Genomic DNA, 13,397 nt, shown 5'->3' with positions numbered 1-13,397 from the left:
TATATTTGATTACTTCTCAATATTTCCGACATAGCAGCGCCTGTATTGTTCACAGTCTTCAAGGAATTTCAAAAATCTCAGCAAATCAGAGCATTTTTCTCTCACCAGAGACATAAAAGAGCGTTAGAGGTTTACCCCTATCCCGCCGACTGGGACTGGGAAACACCGGCTGATCATTGCTGGCATCGCCACGATAATCCAGTAGCACCGCACTGCTTAATACGGGTAAATTTTCCATAAGAGAAATCCCCAACCCACACTGATAATTATGATGCCGAGAACTATAATTCCCGGTATCTTTATGATAGTTGTTTCCCAGACACGATCAAATTGCCCATCTAGAATCATCTATATCATATATACGCGGATATCCCGTATGCGATGATAGTAGTGGGAGATAGAGAGGTAGGGGGAGTGAGTAAATATTAGACTCGAAGCAAATGCTTAAAGAACTGGTTAGAAATCACTTCTCCACAACAAAAGCGCGAGGGACTGGTGGAATATCCGCAGATAAATATAAAACTTCTGTCAGAAGAAGACCGGGAGTTGGTGAAGCAGGCCAAGCAGCGTGCTGAGGATTTGCGCTTAACTTTTAAAGAGTTTGTGTTGGATTGTATTAGAAATGCACTCTTTGAAGAGAGTCCGGATGATGCAGATAGTGCAACTGCTGCCAAAATTGAAGCGTTGAAAGCTCAAATCGCCACCTTGACGGAGAAGGTGAGTATCCCTTCTGCGACTAAAACGGAAGTACATACCCTCCAGGAACGGTTAAATCAATTGCGGGTGGGGATTTCAAATGAAATTAAGAAGGATAGGGAGCAACTTGCTTCTTTGGCGCTGGCGCTCTCCCGACTTGAAAGCCATATTGAGCAGTTGATGCCTTCTTTAAATCTTCAAGTGGATGGCGAAAGTAATTCTAAGAGTAATAGCGATTGGCTTTTTGGGGAAGGCTCTGGTGATGTAGGAGCAGAAGATGTTGAGAGTTTTTGAAATTTGTGACTGAAACTATAAGTTTGCCGCGATAGCATGTTTATGGTTTCAAAACTGAATGCTAAGACGCGATCGCAGCACGGTAATGTGACTTAGAAGATGCGACTTCGCACCACTGTTGCTCAGCATTGGCTCAAAGTGATTGTTTAGGGTTAGGCTAAAAAAACCCATTTTGATAGTACTCCTGTTTTAGTTGTTACTAGAGCAGGATAATTGGGAATCACATAAACATAACTCTTTTCAGATTTACTGTTCAAGGTTGGAGAAAAAATGGCAATAGATGTAGCAATATTAGCTAAGGATTTAGTTGATTTCCTAGCTCCCTTAATACCTTTTCTTGAAGAAACTACTAAGAGAGTTGTTGCAGGGGAGGCTATCAAGAGATTTGGTGCTACAGCCTGGGGGCAAGCTCAAACCCTATGGACAAAACTCCAGCCTAAAGTGGAAGCTAAACCAAGCTTGCACGAAGCTGTGAAGGACTTAGCGCAAGATCCTGCTGACGAAGATGCTCAAGCTACGTTGCGTCACCAATTGAAAAAACTGTTAACTGAAGATGCAATCTTAGCTGCGGAAGTAGCGCGGTTTTGGCAAGAGGCAAAGCCAGCCAATGTATCTATCATTGCTAGTGGTAATAACTCCGTAGCTGCCAGTGGAAGCGTGAGCGGCATTATCAACACAGGTGATAACAATACAAACGTTATGGGGGCGAAATGAGCAATCGATGTTTTTGGCAAGCGTACTACAATAATGTAAATACGGACGCTACAATCGAGAGAATTCTAGCGATCGCCCAATAATTCCAAATCATGGTGATCGTGACAACGTAAGAACCATCTGTAAGGCTTGAGCCAAAAGGCAGACTCTGTGACAGATATTAATGAGCTAAGAGGAATCCTCAACCGACTGGCAGCAAACACTTGTAATGATGCTGATTTTGAGAGACTATGCCAAATCCTTGACAGTAAACAGATTATCCTCGCTACTGGTGAGCGAGCTGTAGCTGTGGGCGGCAGTATAAGTGATGCTGTCATTATCACTGGTGATAACAACGTGGTCTATAAAGGCCCCAATGCTGAAGCCGTTTACCAAATCGTTCAAGATGTTTTGAAATCGTCTAAGGTTTCTGCCTTACTTACACATAGCGAATTCTCCGAATCAGCGGTAATAGCAGCAAAAAAGCTAGCTGGTTATTGGGAAGTTGTAGTAGGACGGGACGGATTACTTGCTCAAATTAAATCCCTCCTTGCTAAGTCCCTAGATGTGATTGTATTGCATGGATCTGGAGGGATTGGCAAAACCCGTTTTTTGTTAGAGCTTCCTAAAATTATTCCCAGTGGAACATCTCTGCGGTACGTTCGCATTCGAGCCGAGTCTATAGAATATGATTTAGCTTCATTGGATGGTAACAGCCGCCATGTAATCGTTGTAGATGATGCTCACCGCTTTGGACTTTTACACCAATTGGGTGAAATATTAGTAAATTCCGAATTAGCTGGTAAAGTCACACTTATCCTAGCTACGCGCAGCGTTTTCAAAGATTCAGTTACCGACAAATTAGGCTACTTGGCTGGCTATCAAGTGAGTGAAATTGAGGTGAAACCTTTAGAAAACATTGATATAGACCAACTCCTACAAACCCCACCCTACGAAATTACGCACGATGATACACGACATATTTTAGTTCGTATTGCCAAAGGAGATCCACTGATTGCTGGTGTCGCTGCTCGTTTAGTTCAGCGTGGTGAGTCAGTGATAAATCTCAACCGTGAGCAAGTACTTACCCGCTATTTGAATGAAATCATCCATCAGCTAGCTGAAGCTGGGTATGACGAGTGCTATATTAACTACCTGGAGATTCTTGCAGCTTTAGGGACAATTGATCTAAATAATCAGGAATTACGAGAGAAAGTTCAAAAAGTTGTGAATATCTCGCAATCTGATGAAGACCGAGTAATTTCTCGATTAATAGATGCTGGTATAGTAGAACGTTACTGGAAGACTATAAAAATTACCTCTGAAGTTCTGGCTGACCATATTTTGCTTCATCACTTCTTCCAGACTAAACAAGCAGACTATCAAAAAAAAATTATTGAGCCATTTTTTGAATTAAAACCTAAAGAAATTTTGACAATTTTAGCAGAAGCAGAAGTCAAAGGAGAGACTCAGGCAGGTCTATTACTAGATCATAAATTAGAGGAATTGCATAAAATTATAAATCAGGGAGGCAACATTGCTCGTCTGTCTGTATTGAAATGGCTACAAAATTTAGCTTATCTGCGTTCGGAAGATGTGCTGTCGCTTGTGGCAGATATTGTGGATGAACCAGAAAAGCTTCCTGAGTTTTATCAGGATAGTTTAATGGGTAATTGGGAAATTAAACATGAGTGGGTATTGAGCGAAGCTGTAGAAATTTTGCATTATACCTACAAAGGTAGTTTGGGAGATTCTATAGTTTACTTGCACAAACTCGCTAGATATCGACCATTAGCAATAGAGTATGCTAAAGTTCGTGAAAAAGCAAGTAAAGCACTAGTTGAAATTGCTGAGATTAAAATAGGCAAGCTATACGATGTACAACTAACCATTCTTAATCAGATAGAAGAGTGGCTACAGGAAGATTTTACAAACAACTTAGACTTGAGCATTTCATTGATTAAAACTATGCTCAATATGGTGGTTGATAGTACGAAACAAGACCCCGCTAAGTATATGCAAATAATTATGCAGCGTGGATGTTTACAACCATCTGAATCCTTACGCACAATTCGTGAGCAAGCTTTAAGGATAATTTACCAAGCATATAGTCAAGCATCCAACTTACCAGAGCGATTAAAAATTATAAAATCTCTAGAATTAGATATATTGTTACCTAGCTCAATTGATGCTAGAGAAGTCGATGCTGATACTTGCAGTTGGTTAAAGCCAGACTGTCAAAACACAGCACAATTTTTCTTAAATGTGGTGATTCCTAACACAGAATTACCTATTTTAGATATTGTAACAGAGTGGTTAAGGTATGCACTACGCTTCAGCAGTTATCAATTAGATGAATTTGAACAGTTGAAATTGCACTTAAAAAATAACAACCTGTATCAACTATATCGAGTTTTATTTAGAAATCGGTTGTGGGATGATTCAGAAGATGATTACCTGGATTTAAAAGCGCTAGGAGAACGTCATCAGCAGGCAATTGAGCATTATCTAAAACGTCTTTCTCCTACAACAATAGAACAGGTAGTTTTTGAATTAGAAATGATATTATACCAATGTACAATTGTTGGAGAAAGTATTACATTTTGGTTTGAAAATTTGTTTTATAAGCTGGGGGAAAATCATCCTGAACTTGCACAGCAAATGATAGAAAAGGTACTATCTGAAAATCTAACTATCAAACAGCAATTTGGTTGCGTAATTGGAGGATTATATCGGAGTAATCTAGAGGTAGCTTGGTCTTACATAAAGTCATGGGTTGATAGTGACGATCTGGTTCTGTGCCTGGCTGTTGCAGGTAGTTATCATTTTCTAGATTGGAGTATATTTCAGGATAAAGAGTGGGAAGTTTTGTATTGCCTTATAACCAAGCAATCTTCACAAGTGGATTTGAAAATTCTTGAGATTACATCGCGGTTTGCACCACATAATCCCCTACATTCAATCGAGTTTCTCAAAATAATTGCTAATCGTGGTGATGAAGGTGTGTTACTGCGTTTAGCAGAGGTGCTATCTTGGTCTTTTAAATATTCTGAAGATGGATGGGGAAAAAAGTTCATAACATCTGAAGATTTTTTAAACATTGTCCAAAACTTTGAACGCCTTTCACACCTGAACTATGCGGCTGAAGAATGTTTGACTATTCTGGGAAAAATTGATCCCATGAAGGTTATAGATTTTATAGAACGCCGAATCATAATTAAAGCTGAACAACATGGGATAAGTGAGTATTATGAGGCAATCCATTTACCTTATTCTCTTGTTGCAAAAAGCATACAGTCTAGTACTGAATACTCTAATGTACTGCGTCGAGTGCGTGACTGGATGTTGCGAAAAGATGTTTGGTTCTATAAGACTCCCAAAGTATTAAAAGAAATTGCTATTAGTTTATCAGAGCCTTTATACAGTGTTTTAATGGAGTGGGTAAAATCTGGTGACGTTCAGAAAATACATGCAGTAGCTAAAATTTTACGTGTTTTTAATAGTGGTCAACTTTTCTACTCTTTAAGTCGAGAAATTATTTGTAATACAAATGATGAAATTATACTAAGTTATATTCGTACTTCTATTGGCTCAACACCAGGAGCGATTTTTGGGGGATTTTCAAATCACGCCAGACAGCGCCAAGAAGAAATATCTTCTTGGCTAGAAGATGAAAACTTCCGGGTTCGACGCTTTGCAAATAAAACGAAACAATCACTACAGCAAGACTTAGAACGGGAGTTGGAAATAGAAGAATTTGAGGAACGCAATTGGTAGCTACAATCAACTTTCTCTGAAAAGTTATTGCCGGATAAAATATCAGAAAATTTGGAAAATACTAAGTTTGCAAACACGCGCTATGTTTCTTTGCAAGCAGTAAAATGCAGTTTTGGCTATTGTCAGCTATATTAGCAATCTGCTGTATTAATTATTTCTGATTTTTCTGATTACAGTTATGCACCCGACATTTGCACATGGTTATGCTCTCCTCATTGGAGTGGGGCAGTCAGCAGAACGTCGCTTGTCCCTCCCCGTAACAGTGAAGGATATGCAAGCACTGCGGCAGGTACTGGTAAATCCCAATCTATGTGCTTATCCAGACAATGACCAGCATATCCGCCTACTACACGACCAGAGTGCAACTAAACAGGCAATCTTGGCTGGGCTGGTGTGGTTGAAACAACAGGCAACAGCTGACCCAGAAGCAACAGTAGTAGTGTACTATTCCGGTCACGGTTGGCTGGACACCAACAATAACCGTTACTACCTGTTACAGCATGATGTTAACGCCTTCGACTGGCAGGGTTCGGCCTTAGCATCTGAGGATTTTAACAATGTCCTACATGAGATTCCCGCAAAACGACTGCTGGTAATAATCGATAGTTGTCACGCCGCAGGCATGGCAACTACCAAGGATGGAGAACAGGAACTGATACTGCCTCCTGGTGTAGTGGCAACTGCGGAACCAAAAGGTTTAATTGAAGACCTAAAGCAAGGTGAAGGACAGGTAGTGTTTACATCTTGTCGTGGTGAACAACAATCTTGGATTCGTCCTGACAACTCCATGAGCGTTTACACCTATCACCTGATTGAGGCGTTAAAAGGATCTGCCAATAAACCGGGGGAAACAGAGGTGAAGGTGTCTAACCTGATGAACTACCTCGGTAAAGCAGTGCCTGAGAGTGCCAGAGCAATGGGCAAAGAGCAAACACCAAGATTTGAAACTAATACAGAAGATTTTGCAATTGCTCTCCTCCAAGGTGGCAAAGGACTGCCTGCCGAGCGGTGGGATGCTGTACAAGATAATACCACCGAGCAAATACAAGCTCTAGTTCAGGCATCAGGCGATCGCAGTATAGCTGCTGGTGGGGTAATGCGTGATAACCAGATAGTTCAGGGAGATGGAAATACTGTGATACATGGCATCAACATTGGTAATGCTAGAGATGTGAATTTAGGCGGTAACAAGTAGGAGCCATAGTAATGCCGGAAAACCTGCAAGAAATTATCAATTGTATTGAAAATGGTATGGGGACTGAGGCAGACATTCAGGCTTTAGCATCTGCTGTTCAGTCAAAACAGATTACTATAGCTACGGGAATAAAAGCAGTGGCTTTGGGTGGCGATGTCTCTGATGTGGTTATAGTAACTGGAGACAATAACATCGTAATTAAGGGTACGAGTGCTGAGGAAATTAAGCAGGTCTTTTGTAAAATCGAACAACTTACAGTATTATTTGAAGAAAAGTTATTGTCTGCTGAAGAAAGATTATTGTCTGCAATTTCTCGTATTCCAGTTGATACTTCTGCTGTTTTAGTCACCGAGCATCAAGCAGAGCTTGACTATGCGAAAGATTTAATTAATGGCTATAACTACAAACAAGCTTTGGAATATTTGGAAAAACTGAAGCGACGGATATGGGATAACGCGCAACCTATTGTTAGATACAGACTTTTGGCTAATATTGGTATAGCCAAGCTCAGTTTACATCAGTATCTAGAAGCTGGTAAATATTTTATCCAAGCTCTACATCATAACTCAAAAGATGAAAATGCTCTTTACTTTGCTGCTGTTGGTAATTTGTTACTAGGGCAACAAAAGGAATCTGAACATTTAATACATAAAGTTTTAAAAATCAATCCTACAAATGAAAGTGCTTATGCGTTATTAATTCAAGTTTTTCCAGATGATGACATAGAACTTTTAATGAATAAAGTTCCAGAAGCTTATAGAAATTCAGCTAGAGTAGCTGATGCTTTAGGAAATATAGCAAGACAAAAATTAGATTTTGTTCAGGCAGAAAAGTGGTTACAAATTGCAATTGATAATGACACAGAAAATTTAATTGAGATTAAAGCCGATTTAGGAACACTGTTACTAGAGTCATTTAGTACAGATTCTCTATTAATTTATAATCAACAACTTGATGACTCAGACAAAAACAAGATACAGAAAGCTATTGGGCTTTTAACAGAAGCCTGGAATCAGATTGCGAATACCGACTTTGGCAAGCTGCGTTCTGGATGGGTTTTTAATCGCGGTATAGCTAAAAGAATGCTTGGACTTTGGGAAGAAGCTATTAGCGATGTTGATATCGCATTACAAATTGAGCCAGAAAATCCAGTTTTTATCAGAGAAAAGGCTATGTTACTTCACTATTACAAAGGTAATAATAGTCAAGCCATTAATTTACTCGAAGGTATTCGAGTGTCAAAAGAAGTTCCAGAAGCACCTCTGTTAATTGCAAATATTTTAGCATTAACAAAAAATTACAGCCAAGCGAAAGAAGTTGTGAGCAGTTTTATCGAAGAAAATCATGAACAACCATTACTCGAATGGGCGCACAGAATTTTAATTAAATTATATGTAGATACTCAAGATGTATCTAACGCAGTTCAAATATATAACTCAATTCAAGATAAAGAGCTAAAAACAGTTAATGATTTAATAAATTTGGCTTTATTGGCAAAATTTCTAGATGAGAAAAATGATGCTTTAAAGTTTCTGCAAGAAGCCAGAGACAATATTAATGTATCAACTCCAGTACAATGGGTTTGGGAATTAGCAAATGCTTTATCATCCATTGGTGAATATACAGAGTAGATGACGATAATGCAGAAGTTAAGCAGGACGAAATTAATTTAAAAGATTTTTTAGCGCAGAAACTACTTGGTAAAGTTATAGGGGATGAAGTCACATTAAAAGATGATTACATTACTGAAGATACTAGAAAAATAATTGATATCAAAAGTAAATATGTTTACGCTTTTCAAAAAAGTTTAGAATTACTTGAGAGTAGATTTCCAGATACTCCTGGTTTCTGGATGGTACAAATAGATATTAACGAATCCAAAGATCAACTGCCTAAGAGTATTCAAAACGTACTTGATAAGAGTAACGAGAATTTTTTAGAGGTTGAAAAATTATACAAGCAACACGGACTTCCTCTAGGTGTATTTACCAAACTTGTCAACCGGGATGTATTGTCAGTTTGGGGTGGGTTAATAAGCAAAGAAGATTTAGGTATACGCTGTTGTATTGGAACTGCTGAAGAGAGGAATCACGCTAACTCGTTACTCGTAACTAAGCCTATTAAATTAGTAATTGACATCGTTTCAATCCTAACTTTACATGGCTTAAATGCTGCTGATGTAGTAGTAAACGCATTTGGAAAGTTGGGAATAGCACAATCAACTATAGATATTTTACAAAAAGCTCTTAAAGATTACAGAGAAAATGAATTAAAAGAGTCTGCTTTTTTCAGAAAAGAAGGCAATAAATATTTCATTCACGAAACTCCTCCCGAATCAGTAAAAAGTTTTGCAGACTATTTAGAAAAAATTATTTATTGGATTAATGCTAATTGTGAAATCTTACCTTGTAACGCAGCTCTAGATATACCAAGAGATGAAAGGCTAGAGTTAGAAGAATTAATTGGTACTTCTTTCTCTGACACAATACTAATCGCAAGCGATCCAGGAAACTTACTCTACTCAGATGACTGGACATTACGACAAGTTGCAAAAGCTAAGTTTGATATTGATGGTGTATGGACACAGTTGGTTTTAATGCACTGTCGAAATATCAATATTCTTGAAAAAGATAATTATAATGAGATGATAATTAAGCTATAGCAATCCGGAATCATTCATGAGAAAATACTGAGAGAGCCTAAAAGTAATGTTTGGAACTAAGGTGTAAGTGTGGTGATGTGGATGCAATTATTAGAAGATTTTATCAAAAATAATAAAGAGCCGCGTGAAATCAAACGAGCTACAGCAGTAAAAATGCTGTTATGTGGATACAAGCATGAGGAGATAATGCCAATATTAGGTGTCTCATCTGGCTTCATTAGTACCTATAAAAAAGCATTTTTTAAACTGGGGCTGGAAGGGTTAAAACTAGGGCATAAAGGAAGTAAAGGTTTTCTGAATGATCTTCAACGTGCCGAGGTAATGGAATGGTTGCAAACCAAAGACAGATGGACTTTAAATGAATTAGAGTACCATATCGCCTCAAAATATGGAGTGACATTCTCCTCGAAACAAAGTTACTACGATTTATTGGATGCTGCCAGTATTAGTTGGAAGAAAACTCAAGCAAATAATCCAAAATATAACCAAGAATTAGTGGACTCAAAAAAAAAGAGATTTGTGAGTTGTTGGAGACGCGACGGGCTGAAATAGAGTCAGGAGACTTAGTTGTGTTCATGGTAGATGAATGTCATTTGCTTTGGGGGGACATCTGTGGGTATGTTTGGGGGAAAACTAGTGAACGAGTAACAATACCAGTAGTAAATGCTCGTGATAAACAAACATATTTTGGTGCATTGGATTATAAAACCAAAGAATTTCTCACGTATAAAGCTGAAAAAGGTGACTCTAAAAACACAATTATTTTTTTAGAATATCTTCAAAAACAGCGCCCTGGAGCAAAACTTTTAATAATTTGGGATGGTGCAAGTTATCACCGTTCACAAGAAATTCAAGATTACCTTAATTCTTTAAATAGTGAACTTGACAAAGAACAATGGTTGCTCACTTGCTTGAGATTTGCCCCAAATGCACCACAACAGAATCCTGTAGAAGATATTTGGCTGCAAGCAAAACGATTAATTAGAGAGTTTTATTTTTTCTGTCATTCTTTTACCGTAGTCAAGGCGTTATTTGAGCTATCGATTCATTGTCAAGTTTTTGACTTTTTCAAACTTTATGAGTATGGTGTTTTCTCATAAATCATTTAGGATTGCTATAGTTCTCTCTAATTACCATTATACTGCCATAGATGCACAGGTTTTAATTGAAGCAGCTAAAAAATCTGATTGGTTAATAAAAAGACCCTTTACCAACTTACTCAATCTTCTTAGGAATAATGGAAGTGTTAGCTTACTAATACTAAATGAACAAATTGATAGAATGTCACTAAATTCTATTATTACTGTAATTGTCGAGTTTTTATATGAATTATGGCGAGAATATAAAATGCAGCAAATATCTAACGAAAGACGAGATAGTTTAGTGATGGAAATGCTAAATGCAATGGTTCATCACAGACAAAATCGGAACGCTATTATAAGAAAATAACAGGTTGGAAATGTCTTATGAGTATTGCTTCTCCCCAAGCAACCAAGTCCACTGCCATTGCTACAACCGTAAAGTGAAACTCGGCAACGTCAAGATTTGGTGCTTGGCGAATGGAGTTCCTATGTTCTCTTAACCGACCAACCAGACCGCCAGCAATAGTTCCCTTGCCAGTACGCTTGCCAGGATTCTCAGCTTTCCCGATATAGATTGGCATACAGCATTTTGCTTGGTTGGCATAAGTAATATTTGCGTACAAAGGAAACTGTCCCCGGTAGTAAAGTAAGTAAACGCCAACATAGCCAGCCAACTCTTCTTTATGCTGTTCCAGTTCACTGAGCGGGTAGCATTGCTGTCTAGCCTGAAATTCGATTAACTGCTCGCGTAAAGTAGCAGGAGCTTGGAAAACCTCTAATGGCATGAATGATCATTGCTAGAGAGCAACTATCATTTTCCTGCCAGTGGTAGTTCCTGTAAATGGCTGCGGATACTGCTAGCAATAAGATGGGCAAGAGTAACGGGTACAGCATTACCAATCTGACGCATCGACTCGCCCCAATTACAGGGAAAGTAATAATCATCAGGAAACGTCTGTAACCTCGCAGCTTCACGCACTGTAAAGTAGCGAACTTGTCCATCAGGCAAGGCAATCATATTCTCCCCACCGGGGACACCATGCACCCCAGCTTTTAAGGTTTTGGCTGGTTCATCTAAAGGACTGCCAGTATGTCCTGGATAACTTCTAGCTCCTGGAATATAAACGTGATTTGGAATTTCTACTGCCACATCGGTGTTTTCGGGTGGTGGTAAATCAGCGATCACATCCCTGACAGTACACCAGGGGGCAGTCACGCTACCTAACAAATTTGCGCCAGTACGTTGCAAGCGACTACGAAGTAAGGGTGACATCTCTGGGCGTTCTTTGCTAGCTATAGCGTGGCGTTCCCAATATTCACCAGTAATCCATTTATGCCAAATAAGCGCTTCTTCGGTATGTGTTGGTTCAGGGAAAGACCAGTTTGCTTTCAAATCAGAGCGAAAACCAACAATAAAAACCCGCTCCCGCTTTTGCGCTACTCCATAATCCGCCGCATTCAACAGCCTGAAGGTAACGCGATAGCCAAGGTCATCACTCTTGCCACTATTATGATGACGCTCCAAGCGTGCCAAGTGGTCAACCCAAGGCTCATCCGGTTTGGGCAATAGCTGTGGATGGGTTAGCTGTAAAATAATATACTCAAAATAATTAATAAAATTACGACGCAGTAATCCCCGCACATTCTCGATCAGGAAAGCTTTCGGGCGTAATGCACGTACTGCACGAAAAAACTGGGGGAACATATCTCGCTTGTCAAGAAAAGCACCATGCCTGCCACCAATTGAAAAGGGCTGACAAGGTGGCCCACCAGCTAAGAGGTCTATTTCTTCCTCAATCGTAGAATAGTCAAAATCCGTTACATCCATCTGGTGAATATGCCAGTCGCTAACAAGGGCAATCCCTCGCTGTTGATTTTCACGAATGGTGTAACAACTGTGCTTATCCTGTTCCACAAGTGCCAGATGATGAAAGCCCGCCTTGGCACAGCCCATCGCCAACCCTCCAGCACCTGTACATAACTCTATCGATTTCACTGGTTCCAATTTAAAAACAGTCACTGCAAAACATCTTCATGATATATCTAACACAACCCAACATAGTGCTGTAAAGCATTTGCAGATTGCAAGGATGTTGAGATGCATCTCTACTCTGTTATGTGGTAGTTTCAAAATGTCTTGTACAGATTAAATCTTTGTACTTATACTACTCTTGATTTTGGTTGCTAAGTTTTTAGCCTGCCCTATTTGACAGGCTATAGTGATGTAAGTTATACCCCTTATTTTAACTAGCAAGTGGCGCTATTTCAGGAGAGAATAGTTTGTGATTTTCAACAGCATATTTATAACTAAACAGTCCATTGTTTGACAAAAAAAATTTATCTTCACTACCCGATATTTTGAGTACGGTGATAACGCATGGGGATTGAATATTGTTATTGCGAATGAATTTCCTTGCAGTTGTACAGGTTTTCTCTTGATAGTTCTGTTGATAGCAACTAAAGCTTGTAACCTTTGATAGCAAAACTTTTCCATGTAATCTGCGTCTCAAATGGTATCTACCTAGTTTTTGTCGAATTCGTTTTGACATTTTGTACTCTCCTTAATAATTGTGCGTGGTTTTTATAACGCTTAAGTTGAATTTCAAGCTGACGGGCTTCTTGTTTACTTGAAGTCTTCCACACATGGACAATTTTGAATTCGATGCCGCGTTCTATCGCAGCACGAGTAAATGCTGCTCCAGACCCTTGTAGATGCTGCTGAAATCTTTTCTTGAGGTTCGCGCATGAACCTAAGTAATAACGAGCTTGATGTTTCTCATTTCCGAGCGGACGAGATAGCTCAATCATGTAGCAGCAAGGAATTGAGGGAATTTCTCCTGACAATTCCATATATGCTTTTTTGGGATTATTTTTAACGTGAGTTCGATGGAACTAAAAAATCGCAGGAGGTAGAGCAGGTAAATCTTTCGGGGAAATGTCAATACCAGGTTTTTTGGGTAAATAGGTGTAGGCGGTTAAACCAGCTATCAAGTTAACC

General features: G+C 39.1%; 13 protein-coding genes and 1 pseudogene. 8 read left to right on the top strand and 6 right to left on the bottom strand.

The genetic code is table 11. The annotated features are described in order from the left end of the window. Positions 1-85: 85 nt before the first annotated feature. Entirely contained in the window at positions 86-238 is a 153-nt protein-coding gene (locus tag LC653_RS40700) for a hypothetical protein (protein ID WP_229500990.1), read from the bottom strand. 257 nt (positions 239-495) lie between these two features. Between LC653_RS40700 and LC653_RS40695 the strand changes: the two genes are divergently transcribed. The 8 genes from LC653_RS40695 to LC653_RS40660 all read left to right on the top strand — a co-directional run bounded on the left by LC653_RS40695 (position 496) and on the right by LC653_RS40660 (position 10,766). Next, positions 496-990 carry a hypothetical protein gene (locus tag LC653_RS40695; RefSeq protein ID WP_229500989.1) on the top strand — a complete coding sequence of 165 codons (495 nt, stop codon included), beginning with the start codon at positions 496-498 and terminating at the stop codon, positions 988-990. 270 nt (positions 991-1,260) lie between these two features. Further along, on the top strand, positions 1,261-1,704 hold the full coding sequence (locus tag LC653_RS40690) for a hypothetical protein (RefSeq protein ID WP_229500988.1): 444 nt from the start codon (positions 1,261-1,263) through the stop codon (positions 1,702-1,704). 150 nt (positions 1,705-1,854) lie between these two features. Beyond that, positions 1,855-5,460: an ATP-binding protein gene (locus LC653_RS40685; protein WP_229500987.1), complete on the top strand. Its 3,606-nt coding sequence runs from the start codon at positions 1,855-1,857 to the stop codon at positions 5,458-5,460. Between the two features lie 178 nt (positions 5,461-5,638). Further along, a complete protein-coding gene (locus LC653_RS40680) occupies positions 5,639-6,655 on the top strand; it encodes a caspase family protein (RefSeq protein WP_229500986.1) in 1,017 nt (338 codons plus the stop codon). A gap of 11 nt (positions 6,656-6,666) precedes the next feature. Beyond that, on the top strand, positions 6,667-8,286 hold the full coding sequence (locus LC653_RS40675) for a tetratricopeptide repeat protein (protein ID WP_229500985.1): 1,620 nt from the start codon (positions 6,667-6,669) through the stop codon (positions 8,284-8,286). Between the two features lie 221 nt (positions 8,287-8,507). Beyond that, complete coding sequence (locus LC653_RS40670) at positions 8,508-9,317, top strand: PIN domain-containing protein (RefSeq protein WP_229500984.1); 810 nt, start codon at positions 8,508-8,510, stop codon at positions 9,315-9,317. Positions 9,318-9,398: 81 nt separating this feature from the next. Continuing rightward, positions 9,399-10,417, top strand: a protein-coding gene (locus LC653_RS40665) for an IS630 family transposase (protein WP_229500983.1) whose coding sequence is annotated in 2 segments (ribosomal slippage) — positions 9,399-9,816 and positions 9,816-10,417 — 1,020 coding nt in all. Because the reading frame shifts where the segments join, the coding sequence is not laid out codon by codon here. Then, positions 10,401-10,766, top strand: a complete 366-nt coding sequence (locus LC653_RS40660; protein ID WP_229500982.1) for a hypothetical protein — start codon at positions 10,401-10,403, stop codon at positions 10,764-10,766. The genes LC653_RS40665 and LC653_RS40660 overlap by 17 nt, the downstream gene beginning before the upstream one ends. On the opposite strand, the gene LC653_RS40655 is transcribed toward LC653_RS40660, so the two are convergent. The 5 genes and pseudogenes from LC653_RS40655 to LC653_RS48095 all read right to left on the bottom strand — a co-directional run. Further along, entirely contained in the window at positions 10,753-11,184 is a 432-nt protein-coding gene (locus LC653_RS40655) for an Eco29kI family restriction endonuclease (RefSeq protein WP_229500981.1), read from the bottom strand. The two genes, LC653_RS40660 and LC653_RS40655, sit on opposite strands and share 14 nt — an antisense overlap. Before the next feature lie 26 nt (positions 11,185-11,210). Next, a complete protein-coding gene (locus LC653_RS40650) occupies positions 11,211-12,419 on the bottom strand; it encodes a DNA cytosine methyltransferase (protein ID WP_229500980.1) in 1,209 nt (402 codons plus the stop codon). 223 nt (positions 12,420-12,642) lie between these two features. Further along, entirely contained in the window at positions 12,643-12,948 is a 306-nt protein-coding gene (locus LC653_RS47680) for a DUF3155 domain-containing protein (protein ID WP_372478288.1), read from the bottom strand. Beyond that, positions 12,917-13,249 (bottom strand): GIY-YIG nuclease family protein, encoded by a 333-nt coding sequence (locus LC653_RS40645; RefSeq protein WP_229500979.1) that lies wholly within the window; start codon positions 13,247-13,249, stop codon positions 12,917-12,919. The genes LC653_RS47680 and LC653_RS40645 overlap by 32 nt, the downstream gene beginning before the upstream one ends. 42 nt (positions 13,250-13,291) lie before the next feature. Further along, a pseudogene (locus LC653_RS48095) lies at positions 13,292-13,397 on the bottom strand (IS982 family transposase); the annotation flags it as partial.

Origin of the sequence: Nostoc mirabile CHAB5784, from assembly GCF_020829645.1 — a bacterium.
Classification (GTDB): Bacteria; Cyanobacteriota; Cyanobacteriia; order Cyanobacteriales; family Nostocaceae; genus Nostoc; species Nostoc mirabile.
The sequence above is the reverse complement of the archived record's forward strand: the minus strand, read 5'-3'. Positions and strand labels throughout refer to the sequence as shown.